The organism is Alloscardovia macacae (assembly GCF_002259705.1).
In the GTDB taxonomy this organism is placed as follows: Bacteria; Actinomycetota; Actinomycetes; order Actinomycetales; family Bifidobacteriaceae; genus Alloscardovia; species Alloscardovia macacae.
This window is the reverse complement of sequence record NZ_MWWT01000005.1, coordinates 354,423-379,583: the sequence shown is the minus strand read 5'-3', so window position 1 is coordinate 379,583 and position 25,161 is coordinate 354,423. Positions and strand designations below refer to the sequence as shown.

The window sequence follows — 25,161 nt, the reverse complement described above, 5'->3', positions numbered from 1 at the left end:
ACATCATGATCTCACAGAACGCACTCGACCTCTTCGCCGCAAACCGCGCCGCCATGGCAGCCGGCGACGCACCCCATCTCGCCGCGCAAGTCCTGCCCGGGCCAGACGCCGTATCCGTCACGCGCGACGTGGCGTATGTCTCCTCCGCAGAGGGGGCATCTCTGAGCGAGCAGATGCTCGACGTCTACCGTCCCGCTGACGTAGCCGCTGAACACCCCCTGCCCGTCATCCTCGACTTTCACGGCGGCGGCCTGTACTACGGGTCGAAAGAAAATAACGCCTGCCGCGACATGCGTCTGGCAGAAAAGGGCTTCGCCGTGGTGAACGCAAACTACCGCCTCGTGCCGGAGGTGAGCTTCCCCACTCAGCTGCAGGACGCCATGAGCACCCTCGTATGGATCCGCGACCATGCGGACGAATACGGCTTCGACCTCGAGAACGTCTTCGTCACCGGAGACTCGGCGGGCGGTGCTCTCGCACTGTATCTCTGCGCGGCAAATAGTTCCGCCGCGCTCGCCGGGGCGCTCGGACTGGGGACGGTAGGTGGAGTGAGCGGAGCGTCCGAAGCATCCGGCGTATCCGGCGCGTCCAGCGTATCCGGCGTGGATGTGCGCGGACTCGTGGTCACCTCCGGTATGTTCCGCCTGACTGGAGGCGTCCACGCCACAGCCTTGAGCTACTACGGCGAGGGCTACTTCCAGACTCCGCGCGACCACATCCTCATGAAGCCGTACCTCGACCTCGATAAGCTCATCGTGGATGCGGGGGCGAGCTTCCCACCGGTCTTCATGATGACAAGCGTGGAAGATTTCATAGCGGATAATACCTATGAGCTCGCGCGTATCTTCCACGCACGCCACCGCGACCATGCGCTCAAGGTGTGGCCGCGCGGCCGCGAGCGCGCTCTGGGACACGTCTTCCACATCGTGCAGGCGGGAGATCCTTCTGCGCGTGAGGCGAGCGAGGCCATAGAGGATATCGCTCAGTTCTGCCGGGCGTATGTGCGGTAGGCGGTAGCGTGCGGTAGAGCGCGGTAGGCGGACGAAACGTAGAACGGTACGACCTGCATAAAACTGTGAGGGGCGTGCTGCTGGAGGGTTTTCTCTGGCGGCGCGCCCTTAAAGTTTCATGCGTCGTCGCAAGAAAAATTATAATTTTAGAAAGTTTCGTGCTTCGAAAGTGAAAACTTTTTATTTTTACATAGTTTCATGCTATGATAAAAGAAACTTTTAAGGAGCACGAATGTCTAAGATGATTAATCGCCCACAGTATCTGAACCAACTCATAGCACATCAGAACGTAGACCTCGTCAAGATTATTACGGGCATTCGTCGCTGCGGTAAATCCTCGCTCCTCGACCTCTTTCACGAGCACTTGAGCGCGACAGGAGTGGATGATGCCCATATCCTGCATATAAATTTCGAATCCTTACGTTTTCGAGAGATTCAGTCCTACCTCGACCTGTATGATTATGTGAGTGCACGCATTCCTCAGTCTGGCACTACATATCTCCTTTTCGACGAACTCCAGGTAGTAGAGCATTGGGAAAAGGCCATAGAGTCTTTCCGCCTCGATTTCGATGTGGACATCTATATTACAGGATCAAATGCGTACTTACTCTCCACGGAATTCTCTACTCTCCTTTCTGGACGCTTTGTAGAAATCCGTATGCTTCCGTTATCTTTCCGTGAGTTTATCGACTTCTCTCCTTTTGCTGAAGGCACTTCGCTTGACGAAAAATTCCAGAAGTACCTGCAGTTTGGTGGCATGCCTGTACTGCGTGAATATCACTTTGATGAAAACTTAAGCCATCAAGCTCTGGAAGGCATTTACTCTACTGTAGTTCTGCGAGATATCCTGCAAAGAAACCCCACTGCAAACCAGGATATTCTCCAGAAGATATCTCTCTTTCTTGCATCTACCCTAGGAAGTATAACCTCTCCGAATAACATAGGGAACATGCTCGCACACGAAAACTCGTTATCTCACACGAGCTCGCGTTCTACAGGTCCTACAGTCCAGCGCTACATCTCTATGCTGAATAGCGCTTTCATTTTCTACTCAGTGAGCCGCTACGACATTAAAGGAAAAGAGCTGCTCAAGACCCTCGGAAAGAACTATATCTGCGACATGGGTTTCCGTAATATGCTGCTCGGATACCGCGATGCAGACCGCGGTCATATCCTCGAAAACATCGTGTATCTCGAGCTACTTCGCCGAGGATATCGCGTGTATATAGGAAAAATTGGGACTACTGAAGTGGACTTCGTGGCGGAAAAACCGAGCGAAAAGCTGTACATCCAAGTCACGGAAAGCCTGCAGACCCCGGACACTCGAGCGCGCGAGCTGCGGCCTCTTCAGAGCATCCGGGATAATTATGAGAAGATCGTACTGTCTATGGACCGCGACTTCCTCACGTCGTACGACGGCATTCGCACCGTGAATCTCGTGGACTGGTTACTCGGAAAGTTATAGAAATATACTTCTACAATTCGGACTTAATAACGTTTTATAGAAGTATACTTCTACGCCTATTCTCGGTCGAGAGTTTCGCTTCTCTCCACTCTCCCCGCTCTCCCCGCAGGAGTGAGCTTTTCAGGACGTACCCACCCTCTACTCGAAAACTTAACTGGCGTTTTTCTGCGGTTTTCATCTCTGTCCTACTGGTCGACCGACAGTGAAACGTACCGAAAAGCTCACTCCTCCAGAAAAGACGGAGATGGGCACCGCGCTCGCACACGATGCCCACCCATTTTCCTCATTCACTGACGTGGCCTCTTCTCCTCGTCAGCTACCCTTATTTTTCTGACCTCTTCCGCAGGAGGAGGCTCACTGCCCCGCCCGCAGTAGCGAGCGCGGACACGACCAGAATGCTCAGGACTGCAGTACCCGTCTTCGAGAGCTTCTTCGCCGGGGCTTTCTTCAGAGGAATCACGGCTACGACCTTCGCATAATGGTGTGTAATATTCCCGAATTCATCCTTCGTAGTCTTCTTCAGCACGTAGCCTGGGATGTCCTGTGCTGGAACGTCACCCTTCTTACGGTCCACAAGTGGCTTACCCGACTCATCGACGAAGTCCGTGATGATGTACACGCTCGGTACGTACTCAGCACTCGCCACGACTGGAGCCGTAGAACCGTCAGCACCGGTCAGCATGAAGGTGGCCACCACTGCCACGCCCTTCGCTGCGCCCATAAAGCGCGCTTCTGGAGTGAACGTGACCTTCCCTGTGGCTGGATCCAGCTCATAGACGCCTTCACCAGAGACAGACATGCGCACAGATCCATCAGCAAAAGCGAAAATTGGCCGAGAAAGCGTGAGACCATCCGGCACGCTCGGAGCACTAAACTCAGGCGCGCCGCTCTGAGAAGACCCCCTGCGGACCTTCCGAAGACGCAGACGAACCAGAAGCCACCAGCGGCGTCACGCGCGGTGTGTAGGCGGCATCCTCGCTCAGACCGGTCGCCGTAAACGCGCGAACAGTCACATGCGTGGTATTCGATCCGTCGGTAGCCGTCACGTACGCGGCCACAGGTGTGAACGTCACCTCGCCCGTCGCTGGGTCGATGCGATACGTGCCCACGCCGTCGAGCGTCACAGGAGCAGAAGCAGGAACTTCCGTGCCCGTGGACGGGTCGAGCAGAGCGTAGCGCGTAAAGCCTACGACATGACCGTCACCATCCTCAGCGCTGAACTCAGGACGTCCCGTCTGCACAGTCCCCTGTACGCCGCTCGTCTCTTTATCCGTATGCGCGAGCGCCACCGGGATGACGTCCGGCTGATACGTGCCGCGCGCTTCCTCCGCGAGCACCGGTTGTCCGTCCTTATCCTCGCCCACTTTCGCCGTCAGGCTGACACGCGCTGACTGTGGCGTGCCCGCGTACGTGACGTCCGGCTGGAAAATGACGTGTCCCGTGCTCGGCTCTATAGTATACGTACCGATTTTTCGTTCGCCGTCCAGAGCGTCGACGGTCAATTCATCCGTAGCTTCGCTAGTTCGTGGATCCACGAGCTTCGCTGGATACTGCGCCGACGGCGTGATGAGTGAACCATCCTCCGTCGTGAAGGTAACGGTGCGCTCTTGCTTTCTGCCCTGAATGTCCTTCGAGGTCTCGTCACTGCCTTTCAGGCGCGGGAGAAGGACTTTCGGAGTGTATGTGGCGGTAGCCATCAGCGGCGCGGTGGTCTTATCCACAGCCGTGAGCGTGTAAGTGGCTTTTACCGTGACGGGATCTGCCGATCCGACGAATTCTGGTACTGGCTGGAAGGTCACGTCACCCGTCTTCGCATCTAGAGTAAAAGTACCCTGATTGTCCACTGTTTTCTCGGTGGTACCATCTTCGAATGCGTAGACTGGCGTGGCGCTGATGGAGGTACCCTTTGGAGCCTGAGGTGGAGTGAACTTCGGCGTGCCCTTCTGCTTCTCACCCTTCTGCCCCTGAGATATGTCTGGCTCGGAGGTCACCTCGAGAGGAGTGACAGTGGCTTTATACTCTGCCTTTTCGGAAACCACTCCCGTCGAGGTCGTAGCGCGCACGAAAATGCTGCGTGTACCTACGTAGCTGGCCACTGGAGTAAAGGTCACCTCGCCCGTGTCTGGGTTAATAGTATACGTACCTTCATCATTCACTATCACCGGATCCGTGGTGAGCGTATCCGCAGCTGGGTCTACGAGAGAGTAGGTGAGCTTTCCTACGTCTCCGAGCTCATTTACCGGGGTAAACTTCGGCATGCCTGTCTGCACAGCTCCCTGCTGATCCTCAGACACCGCTGGCTCGACCGTAAAGGTGGTTCCCTTCACCTCTGGCTGATAGATGGCTGTAGCTGTGGCCAGGATCGGCTTTCCATCCTTATCCTGACCCACTGGAGCTTCTAACTGGACTGTGGCCGGAAGAGGCTTACCCGTGAAGGTAGGAACTGGCTGGAAAGTGACCTTTCCTGTGGCTGGCTCGATGGTGTAGGTACCTACTGTCTTACCCGTAGCATCCTTCACATCAAGCTGATCCTTCAGCTCCTTTGTCTCAGGGTCCACGAGTTTGGCTGGATACGTGCCACTCGGTGTGAAGAGAGCCTTTACCTCAGGTGCATCTGTATCTGGAGCAAAGGTCACTGTTCCTTCCTGTGGAGCGCCCTGCATGCCTTTCGACTGCGCATCTGTGCCGTGGACACCTACTGGAGTCACTTCTGGAATGAAGGAGCCATCCATGGTATCAAGTGCTGCGCTCGTAGCGAGGAACTCGCCACCTACTATGGCGTTCCCATTTCTCCCCCAGCCAGTGCTCTTTCCATTCGTATCCACGCGGCGTACGCTGATGCCATCCGCTTTTCCTACGAAATCAGGGTCTGGGACAAACTCGACGGAGACGTCCTTCGCGCTCGCAGGTGAAGTAATCTTATACTTACCCTGACCTTTGACGATGTAATACCCGTCTGCGTCCAGATCCGAGTCCTTGACTTCTGTACCATCCTTCGTCAGCATGACTGGCTTCACACTCGTGTCGATGGCTGTGTTCGCAGTCTCGTAGTCTGTCTGCGCATAGGATGTGAAGGCGATCTGTCCAGACTGTGTCACCCCTTGGGCTTCCTTCGTCGTCAGCGTCGAGCCACGCGGTAGCACGGTCTGCTGAATCTGGAAGTCTTCCACTTCACCCGAGAAGGCGAAGCCCGTAGGCTTTTCTATGTCTGCTCGCTTTATAGCAGTACGCACGCGCATGCCGAGCTTTTCGACGCTCGGGTCCACATTCTGTGGAACGTTCGGGAACTTCACTGTTAGCTTCCCTGCCGCCTTCACCTCTTCGATGTCCGACGCTTCATCATCCGCGAACTTTCCGTCATTATTAAAGTCCACCCATGCCCTCACATAGGACGTAGAGTTCCCGTGCGGATCTGCGAGAATCTCGAGCTCATACGTCTTATCATTCGCATGATGCAGCGTATAGTTCTCATTCTTCTTCACAGACTCACCCATGAGCTGGACTGCACCCTCATCTGCTGGCTCGCCTGTCTGATCATCGCGAGTCCAGTCTGGAAGAGTGCTCGCCAGATCCTTCTCATCGATATCTGCTTCCTGCGAACCGATGAATGGCTGCACAGTCTTATTATCAAGACCTGGAGTGATGACGTGTGCTGCAGTACCGTACGATACTGGCGCATCTCCCTCATCGAGGGCGATGACACCGAAGGCGAAGGCCTGCGATCCCGCAGATATAAGATAGGTATCGACCTGTGTAGCACCACGCGTGACGATGATAGGCGTGGAATATCTGTTCTTTTTATTCGCTACAGGCCCGAAGACTTGTGTTCCTAGTCCGTCGGCAGCCATAGTGGAGCGCCCCGGATGGACGACAGACACCGTCTCCGTCGTTATCTTTTTATTCACTATCGCGTTAGACAATTTATCTATTTTATCTGCTACGGTAGCAGGATCATATCCCGCATTTTTATATATATCTGTAGCGAGATTATTATGAATCCAGCCACCATCATTCGCATTAAAACTCTGTGATGTACTCTCCCCCGAAAGCTCCGTTAAGAGCTCCCAGGCTTTGCCATTCGTCTTATAAATCTCGGCTTCTTTTTCACTCGCTTCTTCAGCAGACAGAGCAAAGAACGCGGGCTTTACCGGCTTTCCACGATACGTGGCACTTATCTCATAGGACACTCCCACATTCAGAAGTTCGCCCGAACACTGGTTACATCCGAGATTATTTATCTCTCCTGAGAGAGAGGATAGTCCTGGGAGCTGAAGCCCATATGCTTCAGCTGCAGAATACAGATTATAATCGCCCTTATACGCTAAGACTTTAGAGTTATAGCGCGCATCGGGATTTCCTCCAGCATCTTTGATCTTCGTGTACTTCTCACTACCCGGATTAAGGAGAACACCATTATCCTCTCCTTCAATATTCTTTAGCTTCACTACTTTGACCGTAACGACATAGTCAGGTGCTATTTCCTTTTTCCATGTGGATCCCACAAGGAGCTCAGGTCCGGCATATGAGCCATGCGTGACTACCTCTCCTAGTCCCGTCACGGCGGATGTATCTGACCAGTCTATGAAGTAGAGCTGATTTTTCAAATCATCAAGATTCTTATTCCTCTTCGTATTCGAATCCTGATACTGCGTAAAATGATTCTTCTGCTGGTCTGCAGTAAGTGGTGCTGCGCTCAGCTCTGGAGCTTCTGCCGGTTCTGCTGCTAACGCTTCACCCCCCCTGCTTTCCATGTCATCATGATGCCGGCACTGAGTGCCACCGCTAGTGTACTCGCGAGGAGTACACGCATCCTTCTTCTCGTAAATACCATGTCCACTGCCCTCTCTTTCGACTCATAACTACCGTAGTTATGAAGGAACAAAGTACCCTATCATTATACCTGAAAACCGCATAATTCCGCCACTTTGAGTACTGCAAAGACTCTTTGATGGACTTTCGAAAAAGGCGGAGTGAAAAGAGAGGAAGAATTGGCCTAAGATACGAAAAATGGCGGCTACCTGCGAGAGATAACCGCCATTCTCAGCTCAAGACTACTCAGCGTCTTCGCCCTTACCCACTTCTACGCGAGCAAATGCGAGAGCCTGACCGCCGACCTGCTTGAAGAGGTCGCCGATGGTCTTCGAAGGATCCTTCACGTACGCCTGCTCGAGCAGAACGACTTCCTTATAGAAAGCGTTCATACGACCAGCTACGATCTTAGGAACGATGGCTTCAGGCTTACCCTCAGCCAGCGACTTCTCGGTAGCCACGCGCTCTTCAGAAGCCACGACATCTGCTGGAACTTCTTCACGGGTGAGCCACTTCGGAGCCATAGCAGAAATCTGCAGAGCTACTTCGTGTGCTACCTCAGCACCAGCTTCATCCGTAGCCACCATAGCCACGATGGATGGTGGAAGCTCTACGGACTTGCGGTGAGCGTAGATCTCCACGTGTGGGCCGCTGACGGATGCCACCTGGCCGAGCTTCACGTGCTCGTGGAAGAGCGCGCCTGCCTCGTCGATGGTGTCCTTCACGGTGCCAGCTTCAGTAGCTGCTGCCAGAACTGCATCTGCATTCTGAGCATCTGCTGCTACCACAGCTGCTACGACATTATCTCCGAGCTCGACGAAAGCGTCCGTCTTTGCTACGAAGTCCGTCTCCGAGTTCAGCTCGACTGCATAACCAGTCTGGCCTGCTGCGGTGTCTGCTACGGAAGATGCGATAAGACCTTCCTGAGCCTTACGGCCCTCGCGTGCACCTGCAGCCTTAATGCCGCTCGCGCGGATGATTTCCTTAGCGCGTGCGATGTCGCCTTCAGCCTCAGTCAGAGCCTTCTTCACGTCCATCATGCCAGCGCCGGTCGCGTCGCGGACTTCCTTGATAAGAGCAGCAGTAATCTGTGCCATTATTATCTCCTCTAGTACGAAAAGGTAAATACCCTAGTGGGTTCGCTTACTCTGCTTCTGCAGGAGCTTCAGCAGCTGGAGCCTCTTCAGAAGCTTCAGGAGCGTCAGACTTCAGGAGTTCAGTCTCCCACTCAGCCAGTGGCTGATCTGCAGCAGCTGCAGCGGAAGCACCCTTACCGCCGCGAGCCAGGAGGCCCTCAGCCACTGCATCTGCCATGAGAGCAGTAAGCATCTCGATGGCACGGATAGCGTCATCGTTCGCTGGGATAGGGTAATCCACGAGGTCTGGATCCGTGTTCGTGTCTACGAGAGCCACGACTGGGATGCCGAGCTTGTGAGCTTCTTCTACTGCCAGAGCTTCCTTATTAATGTCCACGACGAACATAGCGGAAGGAGTGCGGTCCATGTTACGGATACCGCCGAGCTGCTTTACCAGCTTTTCCTTTTCGCGCTGGAGAAGGAGGAGTTCCTTCTTCGTCAGGCCGCTCGAGCGTACATCGTCGAAGTCCATCTCTTCGAGTTCCTTCATGCGGACCACGCGCTTCGAGACAGTCTGGAAGTTCGTGAGCATACCGCCGAGCCAGCGCTCAGACACGTATGGCATGTTCACACGGGAAGCCTCAGACGATACTGCTTCTGTAGCCTGCTTCTTCGTACCCACGAAGAGAACAGTGCCGTTATGTGCGACGGTCTGCTTGATGAAGTCATAAGCCTGATCGATGAGGTCCAGGGACTTGAAGAGGTTAATGATGTGAATGCCGTTACGCTCCATAAGAATGTACTGCTTCATCTTAGGATTCCAACGACGGGTCTGATGACCAAAATGTACGCCAGCCTTGAGCATCTGGCTCATGGTAACTTCTGCCATGATATACCTTTCTGTCGGTTCTTGCCTGGCTATGCAGATTCGTATGCAGCATGCCGCGCTCTCCTACTCGAGAACACTGCAGTGCCGACCGACACGAACCGTCGCACACATAGCGCGTTTTCACATATCTGTAGACTATAAAATTTTTTCTCGAGCCTTCGTGCGAACTGGCCCTCGAAAATGCGATATGCGGATTCTAGAATACTAGAACCCGCATACAAGAATTGACAGAAAGCGAAACGCCGAACAGCCTCTTCTCCGCCTTACTGATGCGCACGCATGTAGCGCAAAGCCTCGCGCCGCTCTTCCTTCTCCAAGCGGTCGAGGTAGACGTGCCCGTCGAGGTGGTCGCACTCATGCTGCAGCATACGGCCCATCAGTCCTGAACCTTCCAGCACGACCTTCTTCCCCTCGAGGTCTATACCTTCGACCTTCGCGTAGTCACTACGGCGAGTCTTATACCACAGTCCCGGAACGGACAGACAGCCTTCATCTCCGTACTGCTCGCCAGATGTCTCGACAAGTCTCGGATTAAGGACATAGCCCACCTGCCCGTCGATGTTATAGGAGAACGCACGCAGGCTCACGCCTATCTGGTTCGCAGAAAGACCCGCACGGCCAGGATCATCCACGGTGTCGAGCAGGTCCTGCACGAGGCGCTCCACTGCCGGGGTGATCTCGGTAATCTCGTCACACGGTGTACGCAGAACGGGGTCCGGTACGACGCGAATCTCGCGCAGTGCCATACGCTACTTCTCCTTTACTTCGTTCGCGCTGTCTTTCAGGTCCTTCGCATCCGGCTTCGCAGCAGCCTTCACGCTTTCCATAGCCTTCGTATACATCGGCTCGAGACGTTCGCGCGCCGCTTTAACCGTCGGCTGTACCTGTTTGTTCAATTCTTCCGCCGCCATCATGATCCTCGCCGTCGCCGCATCCGACATAGCGGACGGCTTCGGAGCGTAAAGAATCTCATCGATAACCTGCTTATACTGTGCGATAACGCGAGGACGCACTATCTTCAAGCTCGGGGTGAGAGTACCCGCATCCTGACTGAACTCTGAAGCCAGAACGACAAACTTACGCACGGATTCTGCACGCGAGACTGTAGCGTTCGCACGGTCTATGAACTCCTGAATGTACGCGCGCACAGCTTCATTCTTCGCAGCTTCCAGAGGAGTCATGGACGCATCCAACCCATGACCTTCGAGCCACTGACGCAACATCTCAGGCTCGAGAGTGATGAGAGCAGCTATGAACGGTTTATTATCCCCTACGACTACTGCCGCCGAGACGATAGGGCACGTGGAGATAATATCCTCCAGAGGCGCTGGGGACACATTCTTACCACCCGCCGTGATAATGAGGTCCTTCTTACGTCCTGTAATGTATATGAAGCCGTCATCATCGATGCTGGCGAGATCTCCCGTCTTAAACCAGCCATCATCCATGACTTCTGCTGTCTGCTCAGGATTATTCAGATATCCCTGGAAGACGCTCGGGCCCTTAATCTCCAGCTCATCCTCATCCGTCAGACGCACAGAGAATCCTGGCGCGATGCGACCTACCGAACCCACGCGGTTCATCTTTTCGAAGTTCACCACACATGGAGCAGCAGTTTCTGTAAGGCCATATCCCTGGATAAAAGTAATACCGTCTATGCCGTTAAAGAAGTGCGCGAGGTCATCATTCATAGGCGCACCGCCGCAAGCCATAAACTGCATGCCATTACCCATGGCAGAGTTTATGGACGAGCCTACCGCACTCATATAGAGGCTGTGACGCAGCTTTTCTGCAAAACTATGCCCCTTTCCATCCTGCTCATCCTTACTCCACTGGACGAAGTGCTTAAAGGCCGCATGAAAAATATGCCCCTTTACACCATTTCCAGCCTTCTGGGAGGCAGCGTTATAAATCTTTTCATACACACGTGGCACGGCCAGCATATACGATGGCTTAAATCCACGCACATCTGCCAGCAGATGCTTCGTATCCGAAAGGTAGCCGATAACTCCATGTGCTCCTGCAGCTGCATACTGAATGTAGCGTGCGAAGGCGTGAGCCAGCGGGAGGAACATGAGCAAGCGCGTAGGGTTTCCACCGAGCATAGTAGGCAGAACTTCCCAGCCATTCTTCGCCGTATGCGTAAAGTTCCGATGAGACAGGATAGCACCCTTCGGCTTTCCTGTAGAGCCAGACGTGAAGATAATGGTCAGTGGATCATCTGCCTTTACACGAGATATGGCATCATTCAGCTTCTCGTCGGAGACATCCTTACCCCAGTCTGCAGCAGCCTTCAGACCATTCGACTGGATGTTAAAGCTGTACTGCACCGAGGTATCATCCGCCTGACGCAGCTCCTCAAGCACGAGAGCACGCTCATCCCCTCCGGCGAAAGCGACCACTGGAGATGTGGAAGCGACTATCTGCGCTACCTGCTTCGGAGAATCCGTATCATATACAGGCACAGAGATGGCGCCGATAGCCGCGCAAGCGAAGTCCACGACTCCCCACTCATAGGATGTAGGAGCATAGATGAGGACAGTATCCTCCTTCTGAATGCCCATAGCGAGCAGACCCTTCGCCACCTTACGCACGGAGGCCATCATCTCCTGCGCAGTAATGTCCACCCACTGGCGACGCGGACCGCGCAGTGCCTGCGCTATGACGCTCTGTGGCTCACGAGCGACACGATCGCTGAGTAGCTTAAAGACGGTGTCCTCATCCGTGGTCGTGTAAATGATATCCGTGGAATATTCGCGTAACATACCCTCCATTATAGGCGTTAGGCCTAACATCTAAACTTTCTTTTCTCATTCGGGTGTTTTGCGGAGGTACTAGCATATTTTTTAGAGGTTTCCTACAAAACAAGTCCGCGAACTGCATGCACACACTGCACACGCTGTGCCTGTAGAAAACTGTTCGCCTTATGCCCTGTCGAAAACCTCAGAACAGACTCGAGGCGAACAGATTCATACAGACCAGTTCAGGATTCGCACTTCACACGTAGCACTTCACACTTCACACGTCACACACGATGACTCCTCGGTTTTCTACCAGAAATCACAGTGCATGCACATCCACTTACGCCCATTCGAACGAAACACGACATATGCCCAGCAAGGCTGGCCACCTACCGTCAGCCCTATATTTGCCGTGAAGTGCGTGGGAGAAATAACGAATCCATTCAGCGTACGCAGAATGAGCAGATGATGTTTGCGCGTCCCGTCCGCCCATGGAATCACGAAAGTGGAAGGCTGAAGGTCGAGGAGCTCTATGAGATTTTCTAGATATCCTATGACTGTGGGATGCACGAGTGCGTTCAGCATATTCACTCCGAGCCTGCCGCGCACGATATCGATAGCGAGACACGCGACATTACAGGAGTTATATGCAAGCTTGACACAGGTATCGCGGTCTATGTCTCCACTGACACACTGCGCGATATGGAATCGTATAGTTTCATTACTCGTTCCGACACGGTAATACGTGTCGAAGATTAAGTCATCACTGTCTGTATCATTCATCCTCGAATCTCTCTTCCAGTATTCCCTCGATGTTTAGCGCATGGGGAGGCGCCTAACATCTGCTCGTTTCTATAGCTCGTTTCTACAGAAAAACTCGCAGTACATATCAGTATATACTGCGAGTTTTTAGCGACACTCGCCTGCTGACGAGTTACATTCGTGTTATTTACGAGCTTTAACGGTGCTCATAGGGAGTAGCTACCACTGGGCAGCTCTGGAAACGACGAAGATCCGTGTATCCTGTAGAGGACATGGCGCGCTTCAAAGCACCGATGTAATTCATCGACCCATCTGCACGATGGCTCGGCCCCGTAAGAATCTCCTCCATAGTTCCTACCGGCTCTAGCTCTACACGGCGACCACGTGGGAGACTATGATGCGTAGCCTCACGTCCCCAGTGCATCCCCTGTCCTGGAGCGGAGGTGGAACGTGCCAGAGCGCTGCCCATCATGACAGCATCCGCACCAAGGGCGAATGCCTTCACGAAGTTACCGGATGTGCCCAGGCCGCCATCAGCGATGACCTGCACATAGCGTCCGTCAGATTCTTCCATATAATCCTTACGTGCTGCCGCTATGTCTGCTATAGCCGTAGCCATAGGCACGTGCATGCCGAGGATGGAACGTGAGGAGGATACCGCAGATCCACCATTTCCTACGAGCACACCAGCTGCACCCGTACGCATGAGATGCATGGCAGCGCGGTATGTGCCTGCTCCTCCTACGATTACTGGCACGTCGAGTTCGTAAATAAACTTCTTCAAGTTCAGTGGCTCGTGGGACTCAGAGATATGCTCTGCAGAAACTGCCGTACCGCGGATAACAAAAAGATCTACACCAGCTTCCACGACTGTGGAGTAGAATTCCTGAGTGCGCTGAGGTGTAAGCGCTCCAGCCACCGTTACTCCAGATTCACGAATCTGCTGGATACGCGCAGTGATGAGCTCTGGCTTTATAGGCTCTGCATAGACCTCCTGCAGAACACGCGTAGCATCTTCTTCGCTCGCCTGAGCTATCTTCTTCAGCTGCGATTCTGGATCTTCATAGCGCGTCCAGACGCCTTCGAGGTCGAGCACACCGAGACCTCCGAGCTTACCGAGCTCGATAATGGTCTCTGGGCTCATGGACGAGTCCATAGGAGCACCCACTACTGGGATATCGAACTGATACGCGTCCACCTGCCACGATGTGTCCACATCCTGAGGGTCGCGCGTACGCCTCGATGGCACTATGGCCACATCGTCCAGCGCATAGCACATACGACCCGACTTACCCATACCTATTTCTATTTCCTGAGTCATATCTCTAGAGTAGCCTGCGCGCGTGACGTAAGGACATAGACCCAGTGAGGTAAAATTGGCAGGAAAAGGAAGCCTAAGGAGAACGCATGTCGAGAAGCAAGACAAGCCCAGCACATACCCTCAGCAGCATACGAGTGAAACTCGGCCGTAACGCGCGACCTGAACTCGTCGCACTGCTCACCGCGCTGCTCGTCGTCGCCCTTCTCCTTTCTGTCCTTTCTGCATGTGCTCCACGCGTGGCCTCCAGCACGTCGTCAAGCTCCTCACTGACAGGGACAGTGGACATCCTCACACCGACGGGAAGTAATAAATTCGACTCAAATACTCCACTGAACACGTGGACGGACATGTCTGACGCGCTCTACGGAAGTCTGAGGACTCAGGGCTTCGCAGACACACAGATTACACGCTCGAGCGCCAGCACTCTCAGCAGCCAGATAGACCAGATATCGCGACTCATTACTACTTACTCAGGCCAGACAGACCGCCACTCGCACGTGCTTCTTCTCGCTCCTGTACGCGCGGTAGATACGGATGAATCACGCGCGATAGTCCAGCGTTACGGGGACCTCGTTACTCAGCCTGACATGACGGAAGACTCCGTGGAATATAAGAACATGAGCACGAGTGACCAGAATCAGTATACTGAGCTGACAGAAAAACTCGCATCCACTCTCAGTAAAGCCCAGAAAATGGGCATGACCGTAGTCCTCATGGCGCAGAAGGTCCCCGGTTTTACGGAGAACTATTACGTATCCTTCTCCACCGCGCAGTCCATAGCGCGCATCCAGACGGATAATCTCGTCAAGAAGCTCCAGCTGGATAAAGCGACGACGCGCGACCGCGTAGCCATAGAGATGATTCTGCCTATGAACACCGGGTCCGAGTTTACACGCACGCTTTTCTCCACCGCTTGGAAGATTCTTCAGCCGTACTTCACCACTGGAGTGGCATATAGCCCGTCTGGACTACTGAATGAAGATACGACAGATGAGGACTGGCGTGACGTGACTATAGCGCGCGATAACGCAGAAAGTGTCACCGCAGCTCTTGAATCACGTCTCATAGGAAAGACATCCGACGGTAACGCTTCTGACATGCTCGAGTCCCTGCAGTCTCCTTCTGGAACATCGTCAGGAACGTTCCTTAACGTAAACGGCATCCTCGCATTTAACGACTTCAGCGCTCAAAGCGTGGTCAGCGCTCTCAGCAGCATCGGCTTTACTGGTACGAGCGCGTCCGTGAATCCGAACATTACGCTCGAAAGCATCGTAAAGACGCTTACCGATAATGCCGACGTGCGCAAAGCTCGCGTCCCTGCACCTGCTGACAGCGCTTTTTCCGCCAATTCTTCCTCTTCTTCGCACTCCTCTTCGCATAGCGCAGCTACTTCGACGTCATCGGCCCTGTCCTGGCCTGTCGTAACTGGCTACGGGGCTGCTATTCACACTATTCCAGACATAGTGAACGGAAAGATATGGATTACGACCATGGAAGACCGTAACGCATCTGCACGCGCCGCTTCTGCACTCGTAAAAGCTATCTGCAAGGGAGAGACCACCACTACACAGCTGGCGAAGAGCGTGCCGGATCTTACTGATACGACCATAACCGTGTCCCTCGTGGCAGTGAATGCAGATAACTTAAAGAAGAACCTGCTCGATACAGGGTATATCAGCGCAGCAGATGCTGGACTCTAATCTCTCGCTCATAGGGAAGCTCGTTTGACTACTATGCGTTTTAGCCTGGTGAGCTTCTGCGGATTCAGATACGTCGGATGACGGCCACTGCCAGAAGGGCTGGGGACTTTTACTCCCCACTGCACACACACATCCGTGCAGTGGTCGCTTTCCCCATAGGAACGCGTGGCAAAGACTTCGCCTCTGCGTACACGCTGCCCCCTGCGAAGAGTCGTGGTAGCAGGCTCGAATGTACTGCGCCACCCTTGAGGATGAGTAATGACCACGACATCTTTATGCCCTACTGTACCCGCGAAGGAAATTACTCCTGTGGCCGGCGCTATAAGTTCTGTCCCTGGAGACGCTCGTAAATCCACCCCTCTGTGCCCGGAAAGCCACGGCTGAGCAGGCGCATCATAGGGCTGGACTATATCTTCAGCAGGATTCACGCCCCGCAATGGCCACTCCATAAGGCTCATGCAGGTGTCTTTACCCTCCACTCGTAACATACCTGTACTCGACACAGAGAGTTCCGGTTCCGCTGTATCCATCAGCATGCTGAAAACACTGACGATAGCACACAGAGCCGCTATAATCCGCGTCGAGATAAGCGGAAGAAAGTAAGTGCAGTATGTCATACTTCTATACTCACTAGTCTCAGCACAGAAGGCAAGCGCGAGAAGCACATGTGACCAGATGTGAATAAGCGTGTCGAACCATGGTGAATAACCTATTTTAGACACGCTCAGAATGGGGATAACTGTACGTGCGACACGAAAAAGCCGAGGTGGAAACCTCGGCTATCTGCTCCCCGTGCTGGACTTGAACCAGCGACATTCTGATTAACAGTCAGACGCTCTGCCAACTGAGCTAACGGGGAATGTCAGCTACTGTATAGTACCTGCGTGCTGTGCACAAGACATATATAGTAGCGCATTATGCTCGTACATGCAAACCGACACGCCTACGTATACGAAAAAGCCGAGGTCGAAACCTCGGCTATCTGCTCCCCGTGCTGGACTTGAACCAGCGACATTCTGATTAACAGTCAGACGCTCTGCCAACTGAGCTAACGGGGAATGTCAGCTACTGTATAGTACCTGCGTGCTGTGCACAAGACATATATAGTAGCGAACTATGCCCAGATGTGCAAACCTCGGCGTGTCTTACTCTTTTTACAGTTATTCCACGAAAGTGACCACCTCATCAGTAGAGATACGCGAAGGAACGAAAGAATTGAGCGGATTCTCACTCGCATATCCGAGCGCTATCCCCACTGCGAGCATCTCGCTGTCTGGAATTCCAGCAGCCGCACGCACCTCATCCGGATACAGGACGGTGGAATATGCGATGATGGAATCCACGCCGCGGTCGTACGCTGCCAGCATGAGGGCGTGCGCGAACGCTCCAGCGTCAAGCAGAGCCCAGTCAAAGATACCGCGCGGAACGGTGAGGAACGCAAAAGCAGGAGCACGGAACAGCTGAGCCTGAGCCTGATTAAAATGCACCTGCCCCGGCTCAAAAGTCTTCTTAAACTCGACGGTCCACTGCCTCATAATCTCCTGATAGCGCTCAGGCCAGTCAGCCCGAGCCATAGGTGCTATCTCTGCGCGAGCCGGCTCCCCTTCCTGCACGCGCTTCTCGTGCTCCTGGCGCAAACGAACAGCAGCCTGTCCCGAGACTACATACACACGCACAGGCTGCGCGTTCGCCCAGGACGGCGTGTGCTGTGCCAGCTGCACTATCTCACGCAGAACCTCTCGCTCTACAGGACGGCTCGAAAACTCGCGCACCGAATGACGCTGCGTGAGAACCTCAGTAAACTCCATCGTTTCCTCCTCAGGACTATAGTGTGAAATGTGGTAGGACTGTAACTCTGGACAGCAGAACTCTCCAGAAAATTTTATCGCGTATGCTCTGCACTTTCTATATTTTCTGCACTTTCTGTACTTTCTATACTTTCTGCTCTTTCTGCACGTGCGGCCGCTTCACGAGCTTCTCCCGCTTCTCGCTCTTCACGAGCTTCTCGCGCTTCCTGCGCCTCTCGAGCTTCCTGCGCCTCGAGCTCTTCGAGGGGTGTAAGAACATCAGAGAGGATAATCTCACTCAGTGGCATCTCTCCTGTGATAACACTATCTTCTTCACTCTCACCGCGTCTGACGAGACCTTCGTCACGCCCTTCGTCACGCCCCTCATCACGACCTTCATCTCGCCCTTCATCACGCTCCTCGCCGCTCTCACCAGTTTCACCAGCTTCGCCAGCTTCACCCGCCGCGCCGCGCAGAACCATCCGAGCAGACTGCACCCCACGCACCACGTCCGCATCGATGATCACGCGCTCCACGTCGTCACGATCCGGGATCACATACATGGATTCCTCGAGCGCATGCTCGAGGATAGTGCGCAGACCTCGCGCGCCCGTTCCTCGCTCGATAGCGAGTTCTGCTACCGCGCTGAGTGCATCATCAGTGAAGATGAGCTCCACCCCTTCTGCAGCAAACAGCTTCTGGTACTGCTTCACGAGGGCGTTCTGCGGGCGTGTAAGAATGGCACTGAGGTCTGCCGCTTCGAGAGGACGCAGAGCGGTGACCACCGGCATACGCCCTACGAATTCTGGCAGGAGTCCGAAGTCTGCGAGGTCTGCCGGGGAGACGTGCGCCATAAGGTCAGCCGCGCTCATATCTGCTGGGCTCATATCTGCTGAACTCATGCCCACTGACCTCACACCAGTCTGGCTCACACTTCCAGCATTCTCCAGGCTGGCATGAAACCCCACAGCTCCCCCGCGCCGTGCCAGACGTGTACGAATAATGTCCTCCAGCCCTACGAACGCTCCACCACAGATGAAGAGGATGCCCTGCGTGTTCATCCGCACCTGCTCTTGGTCCTCCTGCTTACGCGCCCCACGCACTGGGACGGTAGCCACGGTCCCCTCGATGAGCTTGAGTAGAGCCTGCTGGACGCCTTCCCCGCTCACATCGCGCGTCAGAGACGTATTTTCTCCCATTTTTCGCGCTATCTTATCTATTTCATCAAGGTAGACTATGCCTCGTTCAGCGCGCACTACATCCCCGTCTGCAGCATTCAACAGGCGCTGGAGCACTGTCTCCACATCGTCGCCCACATACCCCGCTTCTGTGAGCGTGGTGGCGTCCGCTATGGTGAAAGGTACATTCATCATGCGTGCGAGAGTTTGCGCGAGATACGTTTTTCCCGTTCCTGTAGGTCCGAGCAGAAGCACGTTCGATTTCGCTATCTCCACGCCGCCTGCTCCGCCCAGAACTGTGCTGTGAGAGTTCGCGCTCATGCCCTGATCCCCGTCAGACCCCTCCAGTGCGTCGAGTCGCTGCACGTCCGCGTACGCTTGGTCGATGAGCTGCAAGTTTACGCGCTTGTAGTGGTTATACACGGCTACAGCAAGAGTGCGTTTCGCCTCGTTCTGGCCGACGATGTAACGATCAAGGAAGGCGACCATCCGGCTCGGCGAGACAAGCTGTACCGCCTCGCTTTCGGACTGTGCGAGCTTATCCTCGGAGAGGATATCCACGCAGAGGGCTATACATTCGTCGCAGATGGCCACGTTTGCGCCCGTGACGAGCTTGTGCACCTGGTCTTCCGTCTTCTGGCAGAAGCTGCAGTGCGGTACGTCCTCGTAGTAGCTGATAACGTCGCTCATAGTCCTCCTCGCTTGTGAAAGGCCAATTCTTCTCATCTTTTCACTCGGTCACCATCGCGCGCGGATGGTCCGAGCAGATACAGAAAAACGCGCCCCACCTGCTTCACGTACATCTTAGTGTAGCAGGAGGAGGCGCGTTTCGTTAGCGCACGAAAGCGTTTTTACGCCCGCTTTCCGAGGACAGCATCCACCATGCCGTACTCGAGAGCCTGGTCAGCAGTGAGAATGGTATCAGTCTCGATATCCTTATGGATGCGAGCGATATCCTGTCCCGTATGCTCGGCCAGAGTAGTCTCCAGCCAGGTGCGCATGCGCTCGAGCTCACGAGCCTGGATTTCTATCTCGGTAGCCTTACCGAAGTCCTGACCCATAGCTGGCTGGTGAATGAGTACGCGTGCGTTCGGCAGCATGAGACGCTTGCCCTTCGCACCTGCAGCCAGCAGGATAGCAGCTGCCGATGCAGCCTGCCCCAGGCACACGGTCTGCACGTCTGGCTTAATGTACTGCATAGTGTCATACACAGCCGTCATAGCAGTCATAGAGCCACCAGGCGAGTTAATGTACATCATGACGTCACGGTTCGGGTCCTGGCTTTCGAGGACCAGAAGCTGTGCCATGATGTCATCTGCCGACGCGTCATCCACCTGCACGCCCATGAAGATGATGCGATCTTCGAAAAGCTTGCTGTACGGATCCGAGCGCTTAAAGCCGTAGGCTGTGCGCTCTTCAAACTGAGGCATGACATAGCGAGCCTGTGGGGCTGCCAGTCCTGCAGGACCAGCGAGGCGCTCAGCGCGCGATACAAATAATGCTTCTTCCGAGGCCATAGTCCCCTCCTAGTTCATGCTTCCTGGCTTATCCACGATCTTATCGATGAAGCCATACTCGAGTGCCTGCTGTGCGGTAAACCAGTGATCATACTCGTTATCACGGTAAATCTCTTCCACCGTGTGACCAGTCTGCTCAGCAGTCAGCTCCGCCAGCGTCTTCTTCATGTCCATGATGAGCTCAGCGTTAATGCGCACTTCGCTCGCAGTACCGCCCACACCGCCGGATGGCTGATGCATGAGCACGCGTGCGTGCTTGGTGATGTAGCGCTTTCCTGGAGTTCCGCTCGAGAGCAGGAACTGGCCCATGGATGCTGCCATGCCCACGGCCACAGTGGCCACGTCAGGCTTGATCAGCTGCATGGTGTCGTAGATAGCCATACCCGCGGTGATCGATCCGCCAGGCGAGTTAATGTACAGCCAGATGTCCTTATCCGGATCCTCAGCGGCGAGCATGAGCATCTGCGCGCAGATGACGTTCGCGTTCGAGTCCTTGACTTCTTCACCGAGCCAAATGATACGGTCCTTCAGCAGACGCGAGTAGATAGGGTCGCCGCCCGCCATGGCCGCGTCAGAGTCTGCCATAACTGGCATCTGAGGCGTAGAAAGTGCCATTATGTCTCCTTACTTTCGTATTACCTTAGAGATTACCGTGTTTATACGACTGGTTTCTAATTTTTCCGCTACCAGCACAGATAGCGCCACAGCGATGCCGGCCACGACCAGCGCGTTTACTGGACTATGGCTGAGCTCTATCATAAGACAGGCTGCCATAAGCGGAGCTTTCTGGCTCGTGGCCAGGAATGCTGCTGAGGCGATGAGTGCGACCACGCCCACATTCAGCCCGAGGCTGGCGGGAAGCAGGATAGCTATGACCGCTCCCAGCGCTCCACCCACCGCTATGGCCGGCGTGAGCACACCGCCCGACGCGCCCGAGCGTACCGTCAGCATCGTGATAATCGCTTTCGCGGCTGCCAGAGCCAGCAGCGGCGCGATGGCGCTGACGTCTGTAGCGTTATAGGATAGCTGCGCCAGCGCGCGCCCATTGCCCATAATGGCCGGGCTCACGAATGCTACAGCGGCCGTGAGCGCGCCAGCGAGGGGAAGCTGCCAGAGAATCTTCTGATCCGTGGTCTGGTGCTTCGATGCCCAGGAGGTTCCACGGCGGAAGATGTATGCCACCGCGCCCATCACGGGTCCGAGAATGATACATGCGAGCAGAAGCCCCGGAGTCACCTCCACAGGAGCGATAGTATAGAACGCATGATGCCCCTTAATAAGCCCTGCAGTATACGCCGCCACAGCACTCGTACCGAAAGCCAGCCCCACTGTACGGATACTCACATCCGCCAGCAGCATCTCCACAGCAAAGAACATGCCAGCCAGCGGAGCATCATACACGCCAGCGAATCCAGCACCAGCAGCCACCGCCACGATGGTGGTCATATCCTGTTTCGTCAGCTTTAGAGCCGTGCTGAGCCTCTGCCCGAAGAGCGCACCGAGCTCACGCGGCGCAGTCTCTCGGCCTATGGACAGTCCCGATCCGACGATGACTATCTGCAGCACCACATGCACACAGGTAGCTATGAACGGCATCTTTTCACCCTTCACCGCTTTGCCCACAGAAGGGACGTGCGTATGCCTGCGCATCACGAACCAGATGGCAGAAGCGATGATGCTGGCCACGAGGATGGAGATGACGCGACGCACTGGCTCACTCGTTCCCGCTGGATTCTGAACGCTTTCCGAGCCTCCGAGCATAAAATCCTGAATGACGTCGAGAAGCAGGTACAGTGCTGCAGCAGCCAAGCCCACCGCCGCACCAAGCACAGCTATAATCAGGAGCATGACCGGCAGAGTGAGACGAGTCTCACCGCCATCGTCGCGTACATCGTTCATACCGTTTCTATCCTCTCCTCATCTCGTCGCGGTCATATGCGACTACAAACTCGCAAAAATTGAGAAAAAATCTGTAGTGCGCGAACCGCTCCCCCGCGCTCCCCCGCGCGCTTACACGCAAAGAGGGCCCGAGACTCGCACCCCAGGCCCTCTCTTAGAACGTATAAACGCTTACTCAGCGTCCGCCGAAGCCACTTCGTCTGCCACAGCTGCAGCAGCCGATGCAGCTGCTACGCTCTGATCCTCATCCGAAGCCTCATCCTCGTCAGAACCGAGGAAGCGGGACAAATCTACGACGTTACCCTCAGTATCCTTGAAGGTCACTGCACGCATAGCGGTGAGCAGACCCTTCGAGCGAGCCACTTCCTGCACTGCAGAAGGCAGCTGACCGCCCTGGATGATGGAGTTAATGAAGTTATTCGGATCCATGCCGTACTGCTGTGCCACGGATGCGAGGAAGTTCATCACGTCAGACTGAGAGACCTGAACGTCCATCTTCTCGGCGAGCGTGTCGAGCAGAATCTGGTCGCGCATTTCCTTCTCAGCAGACTCAGAAGCTTCCTTCTTCTCCTCTGCAGTCGCGTTATCCACGGTCTTACCCATGTTACGCAGGTGCTCTTCAGTGTGCTCAGCGAGCAGACCCTTAGGCACTGGAATCTCGAGGCCTTCGACGACCTTCTCGAGGAATGCGTCGCGAGCAGCGTTAGCCTGACGACCTTCAGACTCGCTTTCGAGCTGCTTCGTGATGTCTGCCTTCAGCTCGTCGAGAGTGTCGAACTCGGAAGCATCCTGAGCGAAGTCATCGTTCAGCTCTGGAAGCTCCATGGTCTTTACAGAGTTCAGGGTGACCTTCACTTCTGCTTCTTCACCCTCGTGCTCACCTGCTGCGAGCTTCGCGGTGAAGGTGGTCTTTTCGCCAGCGGACAGGCCGGTGAGAGCCTCGTCGATGCCGTCGAGCATGTTACCCGCACCGAGCTCATAGCTGATGCCATCCTGGGAGTCTACGGTCTCGCCGTTAATGACTGCTTCGAGGTTAATGTTCGCATAGTCACCCTCAGCTGCTGGGCGATCCACACCCACGAGGGTGCCGAAGCGCTGCTGCAGAGCTGCGAGGCGTGCATCCACGTCCTCAGCCTTTACTTCTGGCTTTTCCACTTCCACGGTCATGCCCTCGAGCTCTGGTAGCTCGAAGGATGGGCGGATTTCTACCTCAGCGGTGAACTTCAGCTTTACGCCGTCATTCTTCTCAGCTGGAACGTCCTTGAGGTCGAGAACTGGCTGAGCCATAGGGCGCAGGTTCTTCTCTTCGATGGCGTTATTATAAAACTCTGGTACAGCTTCGTTTACAGCTTCGCCGACGACTGCTGCATAGCCGACGCGCTGATCTACGATCTTTCCTGGTACGTGACCCTTACGGAAACCAGGCACGTTTATCTGGTTCGCGATGGACTTACGAGCGTCGTTCAGGTGTGGTTCGAGCTCTTCCTGATCTACGGTGATGGTGAGCCTTACCTTCGTAGGCTCGAGGTTCCTCACGCTAATCTTCACGTGGCACTCCCATTCATACTAGTCATACTCAGCCATGCTGTACGTGCACTCCACTTTCGCGCGCACACATACTGCATATAATGGCAACCTTTATATAATAACCTTACTTAAGGACGGCGCCAGCAGGCTCACCTGCCAGTTTCGCGCCCCCTGTTCGGCCAGAAACTCTTCTATCCCGCTCACCGAGTAGTCCGCATCTGCCTGCCAGCACAGATTTCGGATGTACTGCGGCTTCATGAGCACCTCGACCGGCGTGTGCGTGTCCTGACTAACCTGCCCGATGAGCTCTCGCGCTTTTGTGAGCCGCGCGTAGCGTTCCGGATGGTGTTCTTTCCACTGCTTCATGGACCTGGGCGAACTGCCCTGCTGCCTTTTCTCACCGCCCACGAGTTCCACTTCGCTCGCTACCTGTGCCATCGGCATAGCGAGCGCTCGGTCTATGGCTTCTTTCCACGCTTTCGGCTTCACGTTTCGCTGCACGCTCGCGTAGCGTTCATACATTTTATTCCGCTCGTCGTCCGAGGTCTGCACGCGTACGCGCTCGTTCAGCCGTCGGATGGCACGGAACTGCCGCGCATTCCGGGGCTTTCTTTTCGCTGCTTCTATAATGGAGGCGTCTTCGAGCAGAAGAGTCGGCGCTATGTCGAGTTCTTCTGCCAATTTTTCCCTCGTCTCCCACAGCTCTTTCACGACCGCAAGCGCTCTCGGGTCTGCGTTTACCTCCGTAATGTGGGACACGCGGCGCCACGGCTGAGGATGGGGGTCTGCTACGGCCGTGCCTTTTTCGAGGAGATGCTCAAACTCTTCGAGAGCCCAGTCCCACTTCCCTGCTTTTTTCAGCTCGGTTATGAGAATCGAGCGCAGTTCGATGAGCACTTCGACGTCGAGTGCTGCGTAATTCCGCATATCGCGGTTCAGAGGCCTGTACGACCAGTCTGAACCCGAATGTTCTTTCGCGAGAGTAACACCGAGATATTTTTCCGTAACAGACGATAAACCGAAGCGCGTAGCTCCGAGCAAGCGTGCTGCCATCTCCGTATCAAAAAGAGAATCCACCTTCAGACCGATGTCCGTAAATCCAGGAAGATCCTGCAGGCTGTCATGAATAATCCATGGCTCCCCCGTCACGAGCCGGTTAAACGCGTTCCAATCCACACGCTCATCTTTGAGTGCTTCGATGTCGAGGAGTGCTATGGGAGCACCCTCGCGCTTGAGCTGCACGAGAAAGTCTCGGTGCCCATAGCGATATCCCGACGCACGCTCTGCATCTGCAGCCACGGGGCCATCACTGGCCTCATAATGGTGAATAAATGTATCAAACTGCTGCCGGGTCTCCACGACGTCTGGAACTCCCCCAGCTGGTTCAGCCAGTAAACGGATGTCTGCGATACTCTCACTCATAGCACCCAAAAGTCTAGCAGGATGGGCGGAAGTGGTAGACTAGTGATGTAAGAGAGGA

At 54.7% G+C, this 25,161-nt stretch carries 18 protein-coding genes, 2 tRNA genes and 1 pseudogene; 3 read left to right on the top strand and 18 right to left on the bottom strand.

The annotated features are described in order from the left end of the window. The first annotated feature begins 5 nt into the window (after window positions 1-5). Complete coding sequence (locus tag ALMA_RS04320; RefSeq protein ID WP_094726507.1) at window positions 6-1,010, top strand: alpha/beta hydrolase; 1,005 nt, start codon at window positions 6-8, stop codon at window positions 1,008-1,010. Between the two features lie 232 nt (window positions 1,011-1,242). Beyond that, a complete protein-coding gene (locus ALMA_RS04315; RefSeq protein WP_094726506.1) occupies window positions 1,243-2,475 on the top strand; it encodes an ATP-binding protein in 1,233 nt (410 codons plus the stop codon). A gap of 322 nt (window positions 2,476-2,797) precedes the next feature. On the opposite strand, the gene ALMA_RS04310 is transcribed toward ALMA_RS04315, so the two are convergent. The 8 genes from ALMA_RS04310 to ALMA_RS04275 form a co-directional block, all read right to left on the bottom strand. Next, window positions 2,798-3,334: a hypothetical protein gene (locus ALMA_RS04310; RefSeq protein WP_148140252.1), complete on the bottom strand. Its 537-nt coding sequence runs from the start codon at window positions 3,332-3,334 to the stop codon at window positions 2,798-2,800. A 16-nt stretch (window positions 3,335-3,350) separates the two neighbouring features. Continuing rightward, window positions 3,351-7,226, bottom strand: coding sequence for a CshA/CshB family fibrillar adhesin-related protein (locus ALMA_RS04305; RefSeq protein WP_094726504.1), 3,876 nt, complete (start codon window positions 7,224-7,226; stop codon window positions 3,351-3,353). Window positions 7,227-7,526: 300 nt separating this feature from the next. Further along, on the bottom strand, window positions 7,527-8,381 hold the full coding sequence (gene tsf / locus ALMA_RS04300) for a translation elongation factor Ts (protein ID WP_086105893.1): 855 nt from the start codon (window positions 8,379-8,381) through the stop codon (window positions 7,527-7,529). A gap of 46 nt (window positions 8,382-8,427) precedes the next feature. After that, window positions 8,428-9,249 (bottom strand): 30S ribosomal protein S2, encoded by an 822-nt coding sequence (gene rpsB, locus ALMA_RS04295; RefSeq protein WP_086105894.1) that lies wholly within the window; start codon window positions 9,247-9,249, stop codon window positions 8,428-8,430. Window positions 9,250-9,512: 263 nt separating this feature from the next. Next, complete coding sequence (def, locus tag ALMA_RS04290; protein ID WP_094726503.1) at window positions 9,513-9,995, bottom strand: peptide deformylase; 483 nt, start codon at window positions 9,993-9,995, stop codon at window positions 9,513-9,515. A gap of 3 nt (window positions 9,996-9,998) precedes the next feature. Beyond that, complete coding sequence (locus ALMA_RS04285) at window positions 9,999-12,014, bottom strand: AMP-dependent synthetase/ligase (RefSeq protein WP_094726647.1); 2,016 nt, start codon at window positions 12,012-12,014, stop codon at window positions 9,999-10,001. Between the two features lie 285 nt (window positions 12,015-12,299). Next, window positions 12,300-12,773: a hypothetical protein gene (locus tag ALMA_RS04280; protein ID WP_094726502.1), complete on the bottom strand. Its 474-nt coding sequence runs from the start codon at window positions 12,771-12,773 to the stop codon at window positions 12,300-12,302. Window positions 12,774-12,948: 175 nt separating this feature from the next. Further along, a complete protein-coding gene (locus ALMA_RS04275; RefSeq protein WP_086105898.1) occupies window positions 12,949-14,073 on the bottom strand; it encodes a GuaB3 family IMP dehydrogenase-related protein in 1,125 nt (374 codons plus the stop codon). Window positions 14,074-14,159: 86 nt separating this feature from the next. Between ALMA_RS04275 and ALMA_RS04270 the strand changes: the two genes are divergently transcribed. Further along, window positions 14,160-15,773, top strand: a complete 1,614-nt coding sequence (locus ALMA_RS04270) for a type 1 periplasmic-binding domain-containing protein (protein ID WP_094726501.1) — start codon at window positions 14,160-14,162, stop codon at window positions 15,771-15,773. Window positions 15,774-15,781: 8 nt separating this feature from the next. Here ALMA_RS04270 and ALMA_RS04265 read toward each other — a convergent pair whose 3' ends face one another. From ALMA_RS04265 to ALMA_RS04220, 10 genes and pseudogenes are all read right to left on the bottom strand, one after another. Beyond that, window positions 15,782-16,222, bottom strand: a complete 441-nt coding sequence (locus ALMA_RS04265; protein WP_169712313.1) for a M23 family metallopeptidase — start codon at window positions 16,220-16,222, stop codon at window positions 15,782-15,784. A 337-nt stretch (window positions 16,223-16,559) separates the two neighbouring features. Next, a tRNA-Asn gene (locus ALMA_RS04260) sits at window positions 16,560-16,632 on the bottom strand. A gap of 126 nt (window positions 16,633-16,758) precedes the next feature. Then, window positions 16,759-16,831: transfer RNA gene (locus ALMA_RS04255), tRNA-Asn, on the bottom strand. Between the two features lie 102 nt (window positions 16,832-16,933). Beyond that, entirely contained in the window at window positions 16,934-17,581 is a 648-nt protein-coding gene (locus ALMA_RS04250) for a nitroreductase (protein WP_094726500.1), read from the bottom strand. Between the two features lie 455 nt (window positions 17,582-18,036). Then, window positions 18,037-19,428 (bottom strand): annotated as a pseudogene (gene clpX / locus ALMA_RS04245) (ATP-dependent Clp protease ATP-binding subunit ClpX); the annotation flags it as partial. Window positions 19,429-19,589: 161 nt separating this feature from the next. Then, window positions 19,590-20,255, bottom strand: a complete 666-nt coding sequence (locus ALMA_RS04240; RefSeq protein WP_094726498.1) for an ATP-dependent Clp protease proteolytic subunit — start codon at window positions 20,253-20,255, stop codon at window positions 19,590-19,592. Window positions 20,256-20,264: 9 nt separating this feature from the next. Next, entirely contained in the window at window positions 20,265-20,840 is a 576-nt protein-coding gene (locus ALMA_RS04235) for an ATP-dependent Clp protease proteolytic subunit (protein ID WP_377867148.1), read from the bottom strand. A gap of 39 nt (window positions 20,841-20,879) precedes the next feature. After that, window positions 20,880-22,154, bottom strand: a complete 1,275-nt coding sequence (locus tag ALMA_RS04230; RefSeq protein ID WP_094726497.1) for a chloride channel protein — start codon at window positions 22,152-22,154, stop codon at window positions 20,880-20,882. Window positions 22,155-22,325: 171 nt separating this feature from the next. Next, window positions 22,326-23,702: a trigger factor gene (gene tig, locus ALMA_RS04225; RefSeq protein ID WP_086105904.1), complete on the bottom strand. Its 1,377-nt coding sequence runs from the start codon at window positions 23,700-23,702 to the stop codon at window positions 22,326-22,328. A 90-nt stretch (window positions 23,703-23,792) separates the two neighbouring features. After that, entirely contained in the window at window positions 23,793-25,091 is a 1,299-nt protein-coding gene (locus ALMA_RS04220) for an HRDC domain-containing protein (protein WP_446681705.1), read from the bottom strand. Between the last annotated feature and the right edge of the window lie 70 nt (window positions 25,092-25,161).